The sequence below is a fragment of the Pseudomonas sp. RC10-4-2 genome (genome assembly GCF_050433085.1).
In the GTDB taxonomy this organism is placed as follows: Bacteria; Pseudomonadota; Gammaproteobacteria; order Pseudomonadales; family Pseudomonadaceae; genus Pseudomonas; species Pseudomonas aeruginosa.
Genome location: NZ_JBNPXX010000010.1, coordinates 21348 through 36993 on the forward strand (window position 1 = coordinate 21348; position 15646 = coordinate 36993).

Here is a 15646-nt window from a genome sequence, read left to right on the forward strand (position 1 = left end):
ACAACATGACAATTGGTGTTGTCGGTCGTAAATGCGGCATGACCCGCATTTTCACCGAGGAAGGTGTCTCTATTCCGGTTACGGTCATCGAGGTCGAGCCGAATCGCGTCACCCAGTTCAAGACTGAAGAAACCGATGGCTACCGTGCAGTGCAAGTCACCGCCGGCGAGCGTCGTGCTTCTCGCGTTACCAAAGCGCAAGCTGGTCACTTTGCCAAGGCGAATGTCGCCGCCGGTCGCGGCGTGTGGGAATTCCGTCTGGGCGAAGAGCAGTATGCCGCTGGTGACCAGATCACTGTCGATCTGTTCCAGGCAGGCCAGATGGTAGACGTTACCGGCGAGTCCAAGGGTAAGGGCTTCGCGGGCACCATCAAGCGCTGGAACTTCCGTGGTCAGGATAACACCCACGGTAACTCCGTTTCCCACCGCGTCCCGGGTTCCATCGGCCAGTGCCAGACTCCTGGTCGAGTGTTCAAGGGCAAGAAAATGTCCGGTCATCTGGGTGCGGAGCGGGTAACCGTTCAATCCCTGGAGATCGTGCGCGTCGATGCTGAACGCAATCTGCTGCTGGTCAAGGGTGCCGTTCCCGGCGCTACCGGCGGTGATGTGATCGTGCGTCCGGCAGCCAAGGCTCGCGGTTAAGGGGGAAGCTGAGATGCAATTGAATGTGAACGGCGCTCAGGCTATCGAAGTCTCCGAGCGTACCTTTGGTGGCGAATTCAACGAGACTCTGGTGCACCAGGCAGTCGTGGCCTACATGGCTGGCGGCCGTCAGGGCAGCAAGGCGCAGAAGACTCGCTCCGAAGTCTCTGGTGGTGGCAAGAAGCCGTGGCGTCAGAAGGGCACCGGTCGTGCTCGCGCTGGCACCATCCGTAGCCCCATCTGGCGTGGGGGCGGCACCACTTTCGCCGCTAAACCGCGTAGCCACGAACAGAAGCTGAACAAGAAGATGTACCGCGCAGCACTGCGCTCCATCCTTGCCGAGCTCGTTCGTCTGGACCGTCTGGTCGTCGTTGCCGACTTCGCTGTCGATGCACCGAAAACCAAGGGCCTGGTTGCCAAGCTGGACACCCTGGGTCTGAAAGACGTGCTGATCGTGACCGATGGTGTCGACGAGAACCTGTACCTCGCTGCGCGCAACCTGGCGCACGTCGATGTACGTGATGTCCAAGGTTCCGACCCCGTCAGCCTGATCGCCTACGACAAGGTGCTGGTCACCGTGTCCGCCGTGAAGAAGTTCGAGGAGCTGCTGGGATGAACCAGGAACGCGTATTCAAAGTGCTGCTTGGTCCGCACATCTCCGAGAAAGCCACGGGTCTCGCGGACGGCAAGAGCCAATTCGTTTTCAAGGTTGCCACCGATGCAACCAAGCTGGAAATCAAGAAGGCCGTAGAAAGCCTGTTCAGCGTGAAGGTACAGCGCGTCACTACCCTGAACGTCAAGGGTAAGACCAAGCGCACCGCTCGCGGTCTGGGCAAGCGTAACGACTGGAAAAAAGCGTACATCGCTCTCCAGCCGGGCCAAGATCTCGATTTCGCCACCAGCGCTGAGTAAAGGGGTGCATCATGGCAATCGTTAAGTGCAAACCGACTTCCGCTGGTCGTCGCTTTGTCGTCAAGGTGGTGAATCAGGAGCTGCACAAAGGCGCTCCCTACGCACCGCTGCTGGAAAAGAAATCCAAGTCTGGCGGCCGTAACAACAACGGTCGTATCACCACCCGTCATATCGGTGGTGGTCACAAGCAGCACTACCGTCTGGTCGACTTCCGTCGCAACAAGGATGGCATCCCTGCCATCGTTGAGCGCGTCGAATACGATCCGAACCGCACTGCACACATCGCTCTGCTGAAGTATGCAGACGGCGAGCGTCGCTACATCATCGCCCCCAAGGGCGTTGCTGCAGGTGACCAGCTGATCTCCGGTATCGGTGCGCCGATCAAGGCAGGCAACAGCATGCCTCTGCGCAACATCCCGGTGGGTAGCACTGTTCATGGTATCGAGCTGAAGCCGGGTAAAGGCGCTCAGATCGCTCGCTCCGCTGGCGCTTCTGCCCAGCTGGTCGCGCGTGAAGGTGCGTACGTAACCCTGCGTCTGCGCTCCGGTGAAATGCGTAAAGTCCTGGCTGAGTGCCGTGCGACCCTGGGCGAAGTCTCGAACTCCGAGCACAGCCTGCGTTCGCTGGGTAAAGCCGGTGCTACGCGCTGGCGTGGTGTTCGCCCGACCGTTCGCGGCGTGGCGATGAACCCGGTCGACCACCCGCATGGTGGTGGTGAAGGCCGTACCTCTGCTGGTCGTCATCCGGTATCGCCGTGGGGTCTTCAGACCAAGGGTAAGAAGACTCGCTCGAACAAGCGTACCGATAACATGATCGTCCGCCGCCGCAAGTAAATAGAGGGATACCACAGTGCCACGTTCACTGAAAAAAGGTCCGTTTATCGATCTTCACCTGTTGAAGAAGGTCGAAGTCGCGGTGGAAAAGAACGACCGCAAGCCGATCAAGACCTGGTCGCGTCGTTCGATGATTCTGCCGCATATGGTTGGTCTGACCATCGCCGTGCACAACGGCCGTCAACACGTACCGGTTCTCGTCAACGAGGACATGGTCGGCCACAAACTGGGCGAGTTCGCCGCTACCCGCACCTACCGCGGGCATGCTGCGGACAAGAAAGCCAAGCGTTAAGGGGTAAGGAAGATGGAAGTAGCCGCTAAGCTGTCGGGCGCTCGTATCTCCGCCCAGAAAGCCCGCTTGGTCGCCGACCAGATCCGCGGGAAGAAGGTGGGCGAAGCGCTCAACCTCCTGGCTTTCAGCAGTAAGAAAGCCGCCGAGATCATGAAGAAAGTGCTGGAGTCGGCCGTTGCCAACGCTGAGCACAACGAAGGCGCCGATGTGGATGACCTGAAGGTCTCCACCGTCTTCGTCAACGAAGGTCGTTCGCTCAAGCGCATCATGCCGCGTGCCAAAGGCCGTGCTGATCGCATCGTGAAGCGGTCTTGCCATATCACGGTCAAGGTTGCGGACAAGTAACGGAGTCGACAGATGGGTCAGAAAGTACATCCCAATGGCATTCGCCTGGGTATCGTCAAGGAGCACACCTCCGTTTGGTACGCAGACCGCAAGAACTATGCGGATTACCTGTTTGCCGACCTGAAGGTGCGTGAGTACCTCCAAGACAAACTAAAAAGCGCGTCCGTAAGCCGTATCGATATTCATCGTCCGGCTCAAACCGCACGCATCACCATCCACACCGCTCGTCCCGGCATCGTGATCGGCAAGAAAGGTGAAGATGTTGAGAAACTGCGCCAGGACCTGACCAAGCAAATGGGTGTGCCCGTGCACATCAACATCGAGGAAATCCGCAAGCCGGAACTCGATGCCATGCTGGTTGCGCAGAGCGTAGCCCAGCAGCTGGAGCGTCGCGTAATGTTCCGTCGCGCCATGAAGCGCGCCGTACAGAACGCCATGCGCATTGGTGCCAAGGGCATCAAGATTCAGGTCAGCGGTCGTCTGGGTGGGGCTGAAATCGCCCGTACCGAATGGTATCGCGAAGGTCGTGTGCCCCTGCACACCCTGCGCGCCGATATCGACTATGCCACCTACGAAGCGCACACCACTTACGGTGTGATCGGTGTCAAGGTTTGGATCTTCAAGGGCGAGGTCATCGGTGGCCGCCAGGAAGAGCTGAAGCCGGTAGCACCCGCTCCTCGTAAAAAAGCTGCTAGGTAAGGAGTACGCAAATGCTGCAACCCAAGCGTACGAAGTTCCGCAAACAAATGACCGGCCACAACCGTGGTCTGGCTCATCGTGGTAGTAAGGTCAGCTTCGGTGAGTACGCACTGAAGGCCACTAGCCGTGGCCGCCTTACTGCTCGTCAGATCGAGTCCGCGCGTCGTGCGCTGACCCGTCACGTGAAGCGTGGCGGCAAGATCTGGATCCGCGTATTCCCTGACAAGCCTGTCACCAAGAAGCCCCTCGAAGTTCGTATGGGTAAAGGTAAGGGTGGGGTCGAGTACTGGGTAGCCCAGATCCAGCCGGGCAAGGTCCTGTACGAGATCGAGGGTGTTTCCGAAGAGCTGGCGCGTGAGGCTTTCGCCCTGGCTGCTGCAAAGCTGCCCCTCGCCACCTCCTTTGTTAAGCGGACGGTGATGTGATGAAAGCGAATGAACTTCGTGAAAAATCCGTTGAGCAGCTGAACGAGCAACTGCTCGGCCTGCTGCGCGACCAGTTCAATCTGCGCATGCAGAAAGCAACTGGCCAGTTGGGGCAGTCTCACCTGCTCTCGCAGGTTAAGCGCGACATCGCTCGCGTTAAAACTGTGCTCAATCAGCAAGCAGGTAAGTGATCATGGCTGAAGCTCAGAAAACCGTCCGTACGCTGACCGGCCGCGTCGTCAGCGACAAAATGGACAAGACCGTCACCGTACTGATCGAGCGTCGCGTCAAGCACCCGATTTACGGCAAATACGTCAAGCGTTCGACCAAACTGCACGCACACGACGAATCCAATCAGTGCCGCATTGGTGACCTGGTCACCATTCGCGAAACCCGTCCGCTGGCCAAGACCAAGGCCTGGACCCTGGTTGATATCGTTGAACGCGCGGTGGAAGTCTAAGGACTAGGGGTCGGAGAAATTATATGATTCAGACTCAATCCATGCTCGATGTCGCTGACAACAGCGGCGCGCGTCGTGTGATGTGCATCAAGGTGCTCGGCGGTTCCCACCGCCGTTACGCCGGCATCGGCGACATCATCAAGGTCACCGTCAAGGAAGCGATTCCGCGCGGCAAAGTGAAGAAGGGCCAGGTCATGACTGCCGTGGTCGTTCGCACCAAGCACGGCGTACGTCGTACCGACGGTTCCATCATCCGCTTCGACGGCAACGCCGCCGTCCTGCTGAACAACAAGCAGGAGCCGATCGGCACCCGTATCTTTGGGCCAGTGACTCGTGAACTCCGTACCGAGAAGTTCATGAAGATCGTCTCGCTCGCCCCCGAAGTGCTGTAAGGAGTAGCCGTCATGCAAAAGATTCGTCGTGACGACGAAGTAATCGTCATTGCCGGCAAGGACAAGGGCAAGCGTGGCAAGGTGCTGAAGGTTCTCGCTGACGACCGTCTGGTCGTCGGCGGGGTGAACCTGATCAAGCGCCACACCAAGCCCAATCCGATGCTCGGCCAACAGGGCGGTATCGTCGAGAAGGAGGCGCCTCTGCACGTCTCCAACGTCGCCATCTTCAATACTGAAACCAGCAAGGCTGACCGCGTTGGCTTCAAGGTAGAAGACGGTAAGAAAATTCGTGTCTTCAAGTCGACCCAGAAACCGGTTCAGGCTTGAGGCTGCTAGGTAGATCACCATGGCACGATTGAAAGAAATTTATCGGAAGGAAATCGCGCCCAAGCTGAAAGAAGAGCTTCAGCTGGCGAACGTGATGGAAGTTCCGCGCGTTACCAAAATCACCCTGAACATGGGTCTTGGCGAGGCGGTCGGTGACAAGAAGATCATCGAGAACGCCGTAGCCGATCTGGAAAAGATCACTGGTCAGAAGCCGGTCGTGACTTACGCTCGTAAGTCCATCGCAGGCTTCAAGATCCGTGAAGGCTGGCCGATCGGCGTCAAGGTCACCCTGCGTAGCGACCGGATGTACGAGTTCCTGGATCGTCTGCTGTCCATCTCCCTGCCGCGCGTGCGTGACTTCCGCGGCCTGAATGCCAAGTCCTTCGATGGTCGCGGCAACTACAGCATGGGCGTGAAAGAGCAGATCATCTTCCCGGAAATCGATTACGACAAGATCGATGCGCTGCGTGGCCTGGACATCACCCTGACCACCACCGCTCGTACGGATGACGAAGGTCGCGCCCTGCTGCGTGCTTTCAAATTCCCGTTCCGTAACTGATTGGAGTAGGAACATGGCTAAAGAGAGCATGAAGAACCGCGAGCTGAAGCGTCAGCTGACGGTAGCCAAGTACGCCAAGAAGCGTGCCGAGCTGAAAGCGATCATCGCTAATCCGAACTCCTCTGCGGAAGAGCGTTGGAATGCCCAGGTCGCCCTGCAGAAGCAACCGCGTGACGCCAGCGCCAGCCGCCTGCGTAACCGTTGCCGCCTGACCGGTCGTCCGCACGGCTTCTACCGCAAGTTCGGCCTGAGCCGTAACAAGCTGCGCGAAGCCGCCATGCGCGGCGACGTACCGGGTCTGGTGAAAGCCAGCTGGTAATCGCAACGAACGGTGTCGCCAGTCGGCACCGTTGATCGCGACATCGAATCAAGCCCCTCATGGGGCTTGATTCGTTTTGGCGTGATCTCTAGAATACCCGGCTCCCCTGAGCCTGGGTTTGTTTCGCCTGGCGTTTATGGGCGAATTGAAGTTGAAGGCTTATTCTTTTGTATCAGGAGCGTTAAGCCCATGAGTATGCAGGACCCGTTAGCAGACATGCTAACTCGCATCCGTAATGCCCAGATGGCTGAAAAGACCGTCGTAAGCATGCCGTCCTCGAAACTGAAAGCGGCGGTAGCCAAAGTCCTGAAGGACGAAGGCTATATTGCGGATTTCCAGATCAGCTCGGAAGTAAAACCCCAGCTGTCCATCGAACTGAAGTACTTCGAAGGCAAGCCTGTCATCGAAGAGGTCAAGCGCATCAGCCGTCCTGGCCTGCGTCAGTACAAATCCGTTGAGCAACTGCCGAAAGTTCGTGGCGGCCTCGGTGTGTCGATCGTCTCCACCAACAAAGGTGTGATGACCGATCGTGCTGCCCGTGCTGCTGGTGTTGGCGGCGAAGTGCTCTGCACTGTGTTCTAAGGGGAATCAGCATGTCTCGCGTTGCTAAGAACCCCGTCAAGCTGCCTGCCGGCGTTGAAATCAAACTGGCTGGTCAGCAACTGTCCATCAAGGGCGCCAAAGGTGCTCTGGAGCTCAAGGTCCATCCTTCGGTCGAAGTGATCCAGGACAGCGGTGAGCTGCGTTTTGCTGCGCGTAACGGCGACCAGCAGACTCGCGCCATGGCTGGTACCACCCGTGCTCTGGTGAACAACATGGTAGTCGGCGTCAGCCAGGGCTTCGAGCGCAAGCTCCAGCTGGTCGGCGTTGGTTACAAAGCGCAGGCCAAGGGCCAAGTGCTGTCCCTGTCCCTCGGCTTCTCCCATCCGGTTGATTACGAACTGCCGGCCGGCATCGTCGCTGAGACCCCCAGCCAGACCGATATCCTGATCAAGGGTATCGACAAGCAGCTGGTCGGTCAGGTTGCTGCCGAAATTCGCGACTTCCGTCCGCCGGAGCCTTACAAAGGCAAGGGCGTGCGTTACGCCGACGAAGTCGTCCGTCGTAAAGAAGCCAAGAAGAAGTAGGGCATAGCAAATGAGCGTCAAGAAAGAAACCCGTCTGCGTCGCGCTCGCAAGGCACGCCTGAAGATGCGCGAGCTGGAAACCGTACGCCTCTGCGTGTACCGCTCTTCCCAGCACATTTACGCCCAGGTCATTGCGGCCGACGGCGGCAAGGTCCTGGCCAGCGCCTCGACCCTGGACAAAGACCTGCGCGAAGGTGCCACCGGCAACATCGATGCAGCCAAGAAAGTTGGTCAACTGGTCGCCGAGCGCGCCAAAGCGGCCGGCGTCACCCAGGTGGCGTTCGATCGTTCTGGCTTCAAGTACCACGGCCGTGTGAAAGCGCTGGCTGATGCCGCTCGTGAAGGCGGACTGGAGTTCTAAGTTATGGCAAACAACGAGCAAAAGCGCGACGAAGGCTACATCGAGAAGCTGGTTCAGGTTAACCGCGTCGCCAAAACCGTAAAAGGTGGCCGTATCTTCGCTTTCACCGCACTGACCGTGGTGGGTGATGGCAAGGGTCGCGTTGGTTTCGGTCGTGGCAAGGCGCGTGAAGTGCCGGCCGCCATCCAGAAAGCAATGGAAGCCGCTCGCCGCAACATGATCCAAGTCGATCTGAACGGCACCACCCTGCAGTATCCGACCAAGTCCGCCCATGGCGCCTCCAAGGTGTACATGCAGCCGGCTTCGGAAGGTACCGGCATCATCGCCGGCGGCGCCATGCGTGCCGTTCTGGAAGTGGCTGGTGTGCAGAACGTCCTGGCCAAGTGCTATGGCTCCACCAATCCGGTGAACGTGGTTTACGCCACCTTCAAGGGCCTGAAGAACATGCAGGCTCCGGAAGCAGTAGCGGCCAAGCGTGGCAAGAGCGTCGAGGAGATTCTCTAACCATGGCAACTGTCAAAGTCACTCTGGTCAAGAGCCTGAACGGCCGTCTGGCCAACCACAAGGCTTGCGTCAAGGGTCTCGGCCTGCGTCGCATCAATCATACCGTCGAAGTTCAGGACACTCCTGAGAACCGCGGCATGATCAACAAGGCCTACTACCTGCTGCGTGTGGAGGGTTAATCCATGCAACTGAACGATCTGCGTTCCGCGCCGGGTGCCCGTCGCGAAAAGCACCGTCCGGGCCGTGGCATCGGTAGCGGTCTGGGCAAGACCGGTGGCCGTGGTCACAAAGGTCTGACCTCCCGCTCCGGTGGCAAGGTCGCTCCGGGCTTCGAGGGTGGTCAACAGCCTCTGCACCGTCGCCTGCCGAAGTTCGGCTTCGTTTCCCTGAAGGCCATGGATCGTGCTGAAGTACGCACCTCCGAGCTGGCCAAGGTCGAAGGCGACGTCGTCAGCCTGCAGACCCTGAAGGATGCCAACCTGATCAACCAGCACGTACAGCGCGTCAAAGTCATGCTGTCCGGCGAAGTTGGTCGTGCGGTCACCCTGAAAGGTATCGCCGCCACCAAGGGTGCGCGTGCGGCTATCGAAGCAGCTGGCGGTAAATTCGAGGACTAAATGGCTAAGCAAGGTGCTCTCTCTGCGCTAAGCAACGGCGGTCTGTCCGAGCTCTGGGCACGTCTGCGTTTCCTGTTCCTGGCGATCATCGTCTATCGGATCGGCGCGCACATCCCAGTTCCGGGCATAAACCCCGATCGCTTGGCGGCACTGTTCCGGCAGAACGAGGGGACCATTCTTAGCCTCTTCAACATGTTTTCCGGCGGCGCGCTGGAGCGCATGAGTATCTTTGCACTGGGGATCATGCCGTACATCTCGGCTTCGATCATCATGCAGCTCATGACCGCTATCAGCCCGCAGCTGGAGCAGTTGAAGAAAGAGGGTGAGTCTGGGCGTCGCAAGATCAGCCAGTACACCCGCTACGGTACTGTAGTCCTGGCACTGGTCCAGGCCATCGGCATGTCCGTTGGCCTGGGCAGCCAGGGCGTAGCCTTCTCCAACGACTTCGGCTTCTACTTCGTGGCTGTCACCACCTTCGTGGCTGGTGCCATGTTCATGATGTGGCTGGGCGAGCAGATCACCGAGCGCGGTGTCGGCAACGGCATCTCGATGTTGATCTTCGCTGGTATCGTTGCAGGCCTGCCGCGCGCCATCGGTCAGTCTTTCGAGTCTGCCCGTCAAGGTGACATCAACATCTTCGCCCTGATCGGCGTCGGCCTGCTGGCCGTGGCGATCATCGCGTTCGTGGTGTTCATCGAGCGTGGCCAGCGTCGCATCGCGGTGCATTACGCCAAGCGCCAGCAAGGCCGCAAGGTGTTTGCAGCGCAGACCAGCCATCTGCCGTTGAAGGTGAACATGGCGGGTGTGATTCCCGCGATTTTCGCCAGCAGTATCCTGCTGTTCCCGGCGTCCCTGGGCTCCTGGTTCGGTCAGTCGGAAGGCTTGGGTTGGTTGCAGGACGTCGCGCAAGCGATCGCTCCGGGGCAGCCGCTGAACATCTTGCTGTTCACTGCAGGGATCGTTTTCTTCTGCTTCTTCTATACAGCGCTGATGTTCAACCCGAAGGACGTGGCGGAGAACCTCAAGAAGTCCGGTGCATTTATTCCGGGCATCCGTCCGGGCGAACAGTCCGCTCGCTACATCGATGGCGTGCTGACCCGTTTGACCATGTTCGGTGCTCTGTACATGACGGCTGTCTGCCTGCTGCCCCAGTTCCTGGTGGTTGCGGCGCACGTGCCGTTCTATCTTGGCGGGACCTCGCTGTTGATCGTGGTCGTGGTTGTCATGGACTTTATGGCCCAGGTGCAATCTCACCTCGTTTCTCACCAGTATGAATCCCTGATGAAGAAAGCCAACCTGAAGGGCTACGGCAGCGGCATGCTGCGCTGATAGACCCGTAAGGTTCGAGGAGTTGGTGATGAAAGTTCGTGCATCGGTCAAGAAGCTGTGCCGTAACTGCAAAATCATCCGTCGCGATGGCATCGTGCGGGTGATCTGCAGCGCGGAACCGCGTCACAAGCAGCGCCAAGGCTGATTGTGATCCACGCGTGATAACCCGGCAGCTAGTGTGCTGCCGGGTTGATTATTTGCTATTACAGCGCTAATATCCGCGCCCTTTCTTGGCTTCCTGGGCGCAGGGTAGCTGTCAATTGGAGTTTTTCTGAATGGCCCGTATTGCAGGCGTCAACATTCCGGATAACAAGCACACTGTTATCTCGCTGACCTACATCTATGGTGTTGGTCGCACTACTGCTCAGAGCATCTGCGCAGCCACCGGCGTAAACCCGGCTGCCAAGATCAAGGACCTGAGCGACGAGCAGATCGATCAGCTGCGTAACGAAGTCGCGAAGATCACCACCGAAGGTGACCTGCGTCGCGAAATCAACATGAACATCAAGCGTCTGATGGACCTCGGTTGCTACCGCGGTCTGCGTCATCGTCGCGGTCTGCCGGTTCGCGGTCAGCGTACCAAGACCAACGCGCGTACCCGCAAGGGCCCGCGTAAGCCGATCCGCAAGTAATCGCGTAGGAATCTAGTCATGGCAAAACCTGCTGCTCGTCCCCGTAAGAAAGTCAAAAAGACAGTGGTCGATGGGATCGCCCACATCCACGCGTCTTTCAACAACACCATCGTGACCATCACCGACCGTCAGGGCAACGCACTGTCCTGGGCGACCTCCGGTGGTTCCGGTTTCCGCGGCTCGCGTAAGAGCACCCCGTTCGCTGCCCAGGTAGCGGCCGAGCGTGCCGGCCAGGCTGCCCTGGAATACGGTCTGAAGAACCTGGACGTCAACGTCAAGGGCCCGGGCCCGGGCCGCGAGTCCGCCGTTCGCGCTCTGAATGCTTGCGGCTACAAGATCGCCAGCATCACCGACGTAACCCCGATCCCGCATAACGGCTGCCGTCCGCCGAAAAAGCGTCGCGTGTAATAGGAGACAGTGAGAAATGGCTCGTTACATTGGTCCCAAGTGCAAACTGTCTCGCCGTGAAGGCACCGACCTGTTCCTGAAGAGCGGCGCCCGCGCCCTCGACTCGAAGTGCAAGGCTGAAAACGTTCCTGGCCAGCATGGCCAGCGTCGTGGCCGTCTGTCCGACTACGGTCTGCAGCTGCGTGAAAAGCAGAAAGTACGTCGCATCTACGGCGTGCTGGAGCGTCAGTTCCGCGGTTACTACCAGGAAGCTTCCCGTCGCAAGGGTTCTACCGGTGAGAACCTGCTGCAACTGCTCGAGTGCCGCCTGGACAACGTCGTATACCGCATGGGCTTCGGTTCCACTCGTTCGGAATCCCGCCAGCTGGTATCCCACAAGGCCATCACCGTCAACGGTCAGACCGTCAACATCCCTTCCTACCAAGTGAAGGCCGGTGACGTCGTAGCTGTTCGCGAAAAATCGAAGAACCAGCTGCGTATCGCTCAGGCTCTGGAACTCTGTGGCCAGCGCGGTCGCGTCGAGTGGGTCGAAGTCGACCTCGACAAGAAGGCTGGTACCTTCAAGAGTGCTCCGGCTCGCAGCGACCTGTCCGCTGATATCAACGAAAACCTGATTGTCGAGCTCTACTCCAAGTAAGGGCTAGAAAATAGGTGCATCCATGCAGAGTTCGGTAAATGAGTTCCTGACCCCCCGCCACATCGATGTGCAGGTGGTCAGTCAAACCCGCGCCAAGATCACGCTCGAGCCTCTCGAGCGTGGTTTTGGTCACACCCTGGGCAACGCGCTGCGTCGCATCCTGTTGTCCTCCATGCCTGGCTGCGCAGTGGTCGAGGCCGAGATCGACGGCGTACTCCACGAGTACTCGGCGATCGAAGGTGTGCAGGAAGATGTAATCGAGATCCTGCTGAACCTGAAAGGTCTGGCCATCAAGCTGCACGGTCGTGATGAAGTGACGCTGACCCTGGCTAAGAAGGGCTCGGGTGTTGTGACTGCTGCCGATATTCAGCTGGATCACGATGTTGAGATCATCAACGGTGACCACGTTATCGCCAACCTGGCAGACAACGGCGCGCTGAACATGAAGCTGAAGGTAGCTCGTGGCCGTGGCTACGAGCCTGCCGACGCACGTCAGAGCGATGAAGACGAAAGCCGCAGCATCGGCCGTCTGCAGCTCGACGCATCGTTCAGCCCGGTCCGTCGTGTCTCCTACGTGGTGGAAAACGCCCGTGTCGAGCAGCGCACCAACCTGGACAAACTGGTCCTGGACCTGGAAACCAACGGCACCCTGGATCCCGAAGAGGCTATCCGTCGCGCCGCTACCATCCTGCAACAGCAGCTGGCAGCGTTCGTGGACCTCAAGGGCGACAGCGAACCCGTCGTTGAAGAGCAGGAAGACGAGATCGATCCGATCCTCCTGCGCCCGGTCGATGACCTGGAACTGACCGTACGTTCGGCCAACTGCCTGAAGGCGGAAAACATCTACTACATCGGTGACCTGATCCAGCGCACCGAAGTGGAGCTGTTGAAAACGCCGAACCTGGGCAAGAAGTCCCTGACCGAAATCAAGGACGTTCTGGCTTCCCGTGGTCTGTCCCTCGGTATGCGCCTCGATAACTGGCCGCCGGCAAGTCTTAAGAAAGACGACAAGGCCACTGCCTGATCGTCGTAACTACCGAACGTAAAGTTTGGAAAGGAATTGAACCATGCGCCATCGTAAAAGTGGTCGTCACCTGAGCCGCACCAGCGCGCACCGCAAGGCTATGTTCCAGAACATGGCGGTGTCGCTGTTCGAACACGAACTGATCAAAACCACCCTGCCCAAGGCCAAGGAACTGCGTCGCGTTGCCGAGCCGCTGATCACCTTGGCCAAGGAAGACAGCGTCGCCAACCGTCGCCTGGCTTTCGACCGTACCCGTTCGAAAGCTGCCGTTGGCAAGCTGTTCAACGACCTGGGCAAGCGCTACGCCAACCGTCCGGGCGGCTACCTGCGCATCCTGAAGTGCGGTTTCCGCGCTGGCGACAACGCCCCCATGGCGTACGTCGAGCTGGTTGATCGTCCTGTCGGCGGTGAAGTCGTAGAAGCTGCCGAATAAGGCATCTGCTGCACAAGAAACCGGGCCTAGGCCCGGTTTTTTTATTACCTGCCTTAAAGTTTTTATCTATCGGATCGCTTTCTTTAATAAATTGGATTGCGGGAGGGCTGTCATTCATCCTTAACCTGCTTTTACGAAAAGCTACGTTCGGATAAGCGAGATCAATGCAAAGGGCGCTTGGTTCAGCCGACAGGTTGTCCTCCGCCAATCCCTGGTCCACGCTGATGATTTCCGTGTAGCCGCTTCGCTTCATAGCACGTTAGCCGTTGAGGAGAGAGTAAATGGAAGAGAAGACCCGCCTGACCACTGCCGCTGGCGCACCGGTGGTCGATAACCAGAACGTGCAGACCGCCGGTCCGCGTGGCCCGATGTTGCTGCAGGACGTGTGGTTCCTCGAGAAGCTCGCCCACTTCGATCGCGAAGTGATCCCCGAGCGACGCATGCATGCGAAAGGCTCCGCGGCCTACGGCACCTTCACCGTCACCCATGACATCACCCCCTACACCCGGGCGAAGATCTTCTCCCAGGTCGGCAAGAAGACCGATATGTTCCTGCGCTTCTCCACCGTCGCCGGTGAGCGCGGCGCGGCGGATGCCGAGCGCGACATCCGCGGCTTCTCCATGCGTTTCTACACCGAGCAGGGCAACTGGGACCTGGTCGGCAACAACACCCCGGTGTTCTACCTGCGCGACCCGCTCAAGTTCCCCGATCTCAACCACGTGGTGAAGCGTGACCCGCGCACCAACCTGCGCAATGCGACCTTCAAGTGGGACTTTTTCTCTCACCTCCCCGAGTCGCTGCATCAGTTGACCATCGACTTCAGCGACCGCGGCCTGCCGAAGAGCTATCGGCACATCCATGGTTTCGGCAGCCATACCTTCAGCTTCATCAATGCGAACAACGAGCGCTTCTGGGTCAAGTTCCACTTCAAGACCCAACAGGGCATCGAGAACCTGACCAACGCCGAGGCTGCCGAAGTGATCGCCCAGGACCGCGAGAGTTCGCAGCGCGACTTGTACGAGAGCATCGAGAAAGGCGACTTCCCGCGCTGGAAGATGTACGTGCAGATCATGCCCGAGAAGGAAGCGGCCACCTATCGCTACAACCCGTTCGACCTGACCAAGGTCTGGCCCCACGGCGACTACCCGTTGATCGAAGTGGGCTTCTTCGAGCTGAACCGTAACCCGGACAACTACTTCGCCGAGGTCGAGCAGGCCGCTTTCACGCCGGCCAACGTGGTGCCCGGTATCGGTTTCTCGCCGGACAAGATGCTCCAGGGCCGTCTGTTCTCCTACGGCGACGCCCATCGCTATCGCCTGGGCGTCAACCACCACCAGATCCCGGTGAACGCCGCGCGTTGCCCGCACCAGGTCTACCACCGCGACGGCGGCATGCGGGTGGACGGCAACAACGCCCATCAGCGCGTCACCTACGAGCCGAACAGCTTCAACCAGTGGCAGGAGCAGCCTGACTTCTCCGAGCCGCCGCTGAGCCTGGAGGGCGCGGCGGACCACTGGAACCACCGGGTGGACGACGACTACTACAGCCAGCCCGCCGCGCTGTTCCATCTGTTCACTGACGAGCAGAAGCAGCGGCTGTTCGCCAACATCGCCGAAGACATCCGCGATGTACCGGAACAGATCCAGCGTCGCCAGATCGGCCTGTTCCTCAAGGTCGACCCGGCCTACGGCAAAGGCGTCGCCGACGCCCTCGGCCTGAAGCTGGACTGATGGCCTGATGAGGCCCCCGGCCCCCTTCCTAGGAAGGGGGCTTTTTTATCTGCATTGGCTTGACCCGGATCAGGCGGAGCCGGGAGCATATGCGGCTAGATTCCTAGTTTTCTCCAGGGAGAGCCCCCCGATGCAAGGCCATCCGGAAGTCATCGATTACCTCAACACGCTGCTGACCGGCGAGCTGGCCGCGCGCGACCAGTACTTCATCCACTCGCGCATGTACGAGGACTGGGGCTTCAGCAAGCTCTACGAGCGCCTCAACCACGAGATGGAGGAGGAGACCCAGCACGCCGATGCCCTGCTGCGCCGTATCCTCCTGCTCGAAGGTACGCCGCGCATGCGTCCCGACGATATCCACCCGGGCACCACGGTGCCGGAGATGCTCGAGGCCGACCTCAAGCTCGAGCGCCATGTCCGCGCCGCGCTGGCCAAGGGCATCGCCCTCTGCGAGCAGCACAAGGACTTCGTCAGCCGCGACATCCTCAAGGCCCAACTGGCCGACACCGAGGAAGACCACGCCTACTGGTTGGAGCAACAGCTTGGCCTGATCGCCAGGATGGGCCTGGAGAACTACCTGCAATCGCAGATCTGACCCTACCCCGCGGATACGAAAAAGCCCCTGCGCCTCACGGTCGCA

The 15646-nt window shown here is 59.2% G+C and carries 29 protein-coding genes; all 29 read left to right on the forward strand.

Annotated elements, in window-relative coordinates:
- Positions 1 to 5 precede the first annotated feature (5 nt).
- The 29 genes from rplC (at position 6) to bfr (ending at position 15601) form a co-directional block, all read left to right on the forward strand.
- Positions 6 to 641, forward strand: a complete 636-nt coding sequence (gene rplC, locus FHW81_RS30000; protein ID WP_003103877.1) for a 50S ribosomal protein L3 — start codon at positions 6 to 8, stop codon at positions 639 to 641.
- Positions 642 to 654: 13 nt separating this feature from the next.
- Positions 655 to 1257: a 50S ribosomal protein L4 gene (rplD, locus tag FHW81_RS30005; RefSeq protein ID WP_003093737.1), complete on the forward strand. Its 603-nt coding sequence runs from the start codon at positions 655 to 657 to the stop codon at positions 1255 to 1257.
- Positions 1254 to 1553 (forward strand): 50S ribosomal protein L23, encoded by a 300-nt coding sequence (rplW, locus tag FHW81_RS30010; protein ID WP_003093736.1) that lies wholly within the window; start codon positions 1254 to 1256, stop codon positions 1551 to 1553. The genes rplD and rplW overlap by 4 nt, the downstream gene beginning before the upstream one ends.
- An 11-nt stretch (positions 1554 to 1564) precedes the next feature.
- The gene (gene rplB / locus FHW81_RS30015; protein WP_003103878.1) at positions 1565 to 2386 is read left to right on the forward strand and encodes a 50S ribosomal protein L2; all 822 of its coding nucleotides are present in this window, start codon (positions 1565 to 1567) and stop codon (positions 2384 to 2386) included.
- 16 nt (positions 2387 to 2402) lie between these two features.
- Positions 2403 to 2678 carry a 30S ribosomal protein S19 gene (rpsS, locus tag FHW81_RS30020; protein ID WP_003093734.1) on the forward strand — a complete coding sequence of 92 codons (276 nt, stop codon included), beginning with the start codon at positions 2403 to 2405 and terminating at the stop codon, positions 2676 to 2678.
- A gap of 12 nt (positions 2679 to 2690) precedes the next feature.
- Positions 2691 to 3023: a 50S ribosomal protein L22 gene (rplV, locus tag FHW81_RS30025; protein WP_003103908.1), complete on the forward strand. Its 333-nt coding sequence runs from the start codon at positions 2691 to 2693 to the stop codon at positions 3021 to 3023.
- A gap of 12 nt (positions 3024 to 3035) precedes the next feature.
- The gene (gene rpsC, locus FHW81_RS30030) at positions 3036 to 3722 is read left to right on the forward strand and encodes a 30S ribosomal protein S3 (protein ID WP_003093727.1); all 687 of its coding nucleotides are present in this window, start codon (positions 3036 to 3038) and stop codon (positions 3720 to 3722) included.
- An 11-nt stretch (positions 3723 to 3733) separates the two neighbouring features.
- The gene (gene rplP / locus FHW81_RS30035) at positions 3734 to 4147 is read left to right on the forward strand and encodes a 50S ribosomal protein L16 (protein ID WP_003093723.1); all 414 of its coding nucleotides are present in this window, start codon (positions 3734 to 3736) and stop codon (positions 4145 to 4147) included.
- Positions 4147 to 4338 (forward strand): 50S ribosomal protein L29, encoded by a 192-nt coding sequence (gene rpmC, locus FHW81_RS30040; protein WP_003093720.1) that lies wholly within the window; start codon positions 4147 to 4149, stop codon positions 4336 to 4338. Before rplP ends, rpmC begins: the two co-directional genes overlap by 1 nt.
- Positions 4339 to 4340: 2 nt before the next feature.
- Positions 4341 to 4607 carry a 30S ribosomal protein S17 gene (gene rpsQ, locus FHW81_RS30045; protein ID WP_003093717.1) on the forward strand — a complete coding sequence of 89 codons (267 nt, stop codon included), beginning with the start codon at positions 4341 to 4343 and terminating at the stop codon, positions 4605 to 4607.
- 23 nt (positions 4608 to 4630) lie between these two features.
- The gene (gene rplN / locus FHW81_RS30050; protein ID WP_003093714.1) at positions 4631 to 4999 is read left to right on the forward strand and encodes a 50S ribosomal protein L14; all 369 of its coding nucleotides are present in this window, start codon (positions 4631 to 4633) and stop codon (positions 4997 to 4999) included.
- A gap of 12 nt (positions 5000 to 5011) precedes the next feature.
- Positions 5012 to 5326, forward strand: coding sequence for a 50S ribosomal protein L24 (rplX, locus tag FHW81_RS30055; RefSeq protein WP_003093711.1), 315 nt, complete (start codon positions 5012 to 5014; stop codon positions 5324 to 5326).
- A 19-nt stretch (positions 5327 to 5345) separates the two neighbouring features.
- Complete coding sequence (rplE, locus tag FHW81_RS30060) at positions 5346 to 5885, forward strand: 50S ribosomal protein L5 (protein WP_003093703.1); 540 nt, start codon at positions 5346 to 5348, stop codon at positions 5883 to 5885.
- A 13-nt stretch (positions 5886 to 5898) separates the two neighbouring features.
- Entirely contained in the window at positions 5899 to 6204 is a 306-nt protein-coding gene (rpsN, locus tag FHW81_RS30065) for a 30S ribosomal protein S14 (RefSeq protein ID WP_003093701.1), read from the forward strand.
- Positions 6205 to 6393: 189 nt separating this feature from the next.
- Entirely contained in the window at positions 6394 to 6786 is a 393-nt protein-coding gene (gene rpsH, locus FHW81_RS30070) for a 30S ribosomal protein S8 (RefSeq protein ID WP_003093700.1), read from the forward strand.
- An 11-nt stretch (positions 6787 to 6797) separates the two neighbouring features.
- Entirely contained in the window at positions 6798 to 7331 is a 534-nt protein-coding gene (gene rplF / locus FHW81_RS30075) for a 50S ribosomal protein L6 (protein WP_003093699.1), read from the forward strand.
- 10 nt (positions 7332 to 7341) lie between these two features.
- Positions 7342 to 7692 carry a 50S ribosomal protein L18 gene (rplR, locus tag FHW81_RS30080; protein ID WP_003093698.1) on the forward strand — a complete coding sequence of 117 codons (351 nt, stop codon included), beginning with the start codon at positions 7342 to 7344 and terminating at the stop codon, positions 7690 to 7692.
- 3 nt (positions 7693 to 7695) lie between these two features.
- Positions 7696 to 8196, forward strand: coding sequence for a 30S ribosomal protein S5 (gene rpsE, locus FHW81_RS30085; RefSeq protein WP_003093697.1), 501 nt, complete (start codon positions 7696 to 7698; stop codon positions 8194 to 8196).
- A 2-nt stretch (positions 8197 to 8198) separates the two neighbouring features.
- Positions 8199 to 8375, forward strand: a complete 177-nt coding sequence (gene rpmD / locus FHW81_RS30090) for a 50S ribosomal protein L30 (RefSeq protein ID WP_003093696.1) — start codon at positions 8199 to 8201, stop codon at positions 8373 to 8375.
- 3 nt (positions 8376 to 8378) lie between these two features.
- Entirely contained in the window at positions 8379 to 8813 is a 435-nt protein-coding gene (gene rplO, locus FHW81_RS30095; protein ID WP_003093695.1) for a 50S ribosomal protein L15, read from the forward strand.
- Positions 8814 to 10142 carry a preprotein translocase subunit SecY gene (gene secY / locus FHW81_RS30100; protein ID WP_003093694.1) on the forward strand — a complete coding sequence of 443 codons (1329 nt, stop codon included), beginning with the start codon at positions 8814 to 8816 and terminating at the stop codon, positions 10140 to 10142.
- Positions 10143 to 10170: 28 nt separating this feature from the next.
- A complete protein-coding gene (gene rpmJ / locus FHW81_RS30105; protein ID WP_003093693.1) occupies positions 10171 to 10287 on the forward strand; it encodes a 50S ribosomal protein L36 in 117 nt (38 codons plus the stop codon).
- 130 nt (positions 10288 to 10417) lie between these two features.
- Positions 10418 to 10774 carry a 30S ribosomal protein S13 gene (gene rpsM, locus FHW81_RS30110; RefSeq protein WP_003093692.1) on the forward strand — a complete coding sequence of 119 codons (357 nt, stop codon included), beginning with the start codon at positions 10418 to 10420 and terminating at the stop codon, positions 10772 to 10774.
- Positions 10775 to 10792: 18 nt separating this feature from the next.
- The gene (gene rpsK, locus FHW81_RS30115) at positions 10793 to 11182 is read left to right on the forward strand and encodes a 30S ribosomal protein S11 (protein ID WP_003093689.1); all 390 of its coding nucleotides are present in this window, start codon (positions 10793 to 10795) and stop codon (positions 11180 to 11182) included.
- A gap of 16 nt (positions 11183 to 11198) precedes the next feature.
- The gene (rpsD, locus tag FHW81_RS30120) at positions 11199 to 11819 is read left to right on the forward strand and encodes a 30S ribosomal protein S4 (RefSeq protein ID WP_003093678.1); all 621 of its coding nucleotides are present in this window, start codon (positions 11199 to 11201) and stop codon (positions 11817 to 11819) included.
- Positions 11820 to 11841: 22 nt separating this feature from the next.
- Entirely contained in the window at positions 11842 to 12843 is a 1002-nt protein-coding gene (locus FHW81_RS30125) for a DNA-directed RNA polymerase subunit alpha (RefSeq protein ID WP_003093675.1), read from the forward strand.
- Between the two features lie 43 nt (positions 12844 to 12886).
- Positions 12887 to 13276 (forward strand): 50S ribosomal protein L17, encoded by a 390-nt coding sequence (gene rplQ, locus FHW81_RS30130; protein WP_003093672.1) that lies wholly within the window; start codon positions 12887 to 12889, stop codon positions 13274 to 13276.
- A gap of 281 nt (positions 13277 to 13557) precedes the next feature.
- On the forward strand, positions 13558 to 15006 hold the full coding sequence (gene katA, locus FHW81_RS30135) for a catalase KatA (protein WP_003103909.1): 1449 nt from the start codon (positions 13558 to 13560) through the stop codon (positions 15004 to 15006).
- A gap of 130 nt (positions 15007 to 15136) precedes the next feature.
- On the forward strand, positions 15137 to 15601 hold the full coding sequence (bfr, locus tag FHW81_RS30140) for a bacterioferritin (RefSeq protein WP_003093668.1): 465 nt from the start codon (positions 15137 to 15139) through the stop codon (positions 15599 to 15601).
- Positions 15602 to 15646 lie beyond the last annotated feature (45 nt).

Bases quoted from the DNA above. Each gene is read 5' to 3' on its own strand.
- rplC (WP_003103877.1), top strand. From the start codon at position 6: ATGACAATTGGTGTTGTCGGTCGTAAATGCGGCATGACCCGCATTTTC.
- rplD (WP_003093737.1), top strand. From the start codon at position 655: ATGCAATTGAATGTGAACGGCGCTCAGGCTATCGAAGTCTCCGAGCGT.
- rplW (WP_003093736.1), top strand. From the start codon at position 1,254: ATGAACCAGGAACGCGTATTCAAAGTGCTGCTTGGTCCGCACATCTCC.
- rplB (WP_003103878.1), top strand. From the start codon at position 1,565: ATGGCAATCGTTAAGTGCAAACCGACTTCCGCTGGTCGTCGCTTTGTC.
- rplV (WP_003103908.1), top strand. From the start codon at position 2,691: ATGGAAGTAGCCGCTAAGCTGTCGGGCGCTCGTATCTCCGCCCAGAAA.
- rpsC (WP_003093727.1), top strand. From the start codon at position 3,036: ATGGGTCAGAAAGTACATCCCAATGGCATTCGCCTGGGTATCGTCAAG.
- rplP (WP_003093723.1), top strand. From the start codon at position 3,734: ATGCTGCAACCCAAGCGTACGAAGTTCCGCAAACAAATGACCGGCCAC.
- rpmC (WP_003093720.1), top strand. From the start codon at position 4,147: ATGAAAGCGAATGAACTTCGTGAAAAATCCGTTGAGCAGCTGAACGAG.
- rpsQ (WP_003093717.1), top strand. From the start codon at position 4,341: ATGGCTGAAGCTCAGAAAACCGTCCGTACGCTGACCGGCCGCGTCGTC.
- rplN (WP_003093714.1), top strand. From the start codon at position 4,631: ATGATTCAGACTCAATCCATGCTCGATGTCGCTGACAACAGCGGCGCG.
- rplX (WP_003093711.1), top strand. From the start codon at position 5,012: ATGCAAAAGATTCGTCGTGACGACGAAGTAATCGTCATTGCCGGCAAG.
- rplE (WP_003093703.1), top strand. From the start codon at position 5,346: ATGGCACGATTGAAAGAAATTTATCGGAAGGAAATCGCGCCCAAGCTG.
- rpsN (WP_003093701.1), top strand. From the start codon at position 5,899: ATGGCTAAAGAGAGCATGAAGAACCGCGAGCTGAAGCGTCAGCTGACG.
- rpsH (WP_003093700.1), top strand. From the start codon at position 6,394: ATGAGTATGCAGGACCCGTTAGCAGACATGCTAACTCGCATCCGTAAT.
- rplF (WP_003093699.1), top strand. From the start codon at position 6,798: ATGTCTCGCGTTGCTAAGAACCCCGTCAAGCTGCCTGCCGGCGTTGAA.
- rplR (WP_003093698.1), top strand. From the start codon at position 7,342: ATGAGCGTCAAGAAAGAAACCCGTCTGCGTCGCGCTCGCAAGGCACGC.
- rpsE (WP_003093697.1), top strand. From the start codon at position 7,696: ATGGCAAACAACGAGCAAAAGCGCGACGAAGGCTACATCGAGAAGCTG.
- rpmD (WP_003093696.1), top strand. From the start codon at position 8,199: ATGGCAACTGTCAAAGTCACTCTGGTCAAGAGCCTGAACGGCCGTCTG.
- rplO (WP_003093695.1), top strand. From the start codon at position 8,379: ATGCAACTGAACGATCTGCGTTCCGCGCCGGGTGCCCGTCGCGAAAAG.
- secY (WP_003093694.1), top strand. From the start codon at position 8,814: ATGGCTAAGCAAGGTGCTCTCTCTGCGCTAAGCAACGGCGGTCTGTCC.
- rpmJ (WP_003093693.1), top strand. From the start codon at position 10,171: ATGAAAGTTCGTGCATCGGTCAAGAAGCTGTGCCGTAACTGCAAAATC.
- rpsM (WP_003093692.1), top strand. From the start codon at position 10,418: ATGGCCCGTATTGCAGGCGTCAACATTCCGGATAACAAGCACACTGTT.
- rpsK (WP_003093689.1), top strand. From the start codon at position 10,793: ATGGCAAAACCTGCTGCTCGTCCCCGTAAGAAAGTCAAAAAGACAGTG.
- rpsD (WP_003093678.1), top strand. From the start codon at position 11,199: ATGGCTCGTTACATTGGTCCCAAGTGCAAACTGTCTCGCCGTGAAGGC.
- FHW81_RS30125 (WP_003093675.1), top strand. From the start codon at position 11,842: ATGCAGAGTTCGGTAAATGAGTTCCTGACCCCCCGCCACATCGATGTG.
- rplQ (WP_003093672.1), top strand. From the start codon at position 12,887: ATGCGCCATCGTAAAAGTGGTCGTCACCTGAGCCGCACCAGCGCGCAC.
- katA (WP_003103909.1), top strand. From the start codon at position 13,558: ATGGAAGAGAAGACCCGCCTGACCACTGCCGCTGGCGCACCGGTGGTC.
- bfr (WP_003093668.1), top strand. From the start codon at position 15,137: ATGCAAGGCCATCCGGAAGTCATCGATTACCTCAACACGCTGCTGACC.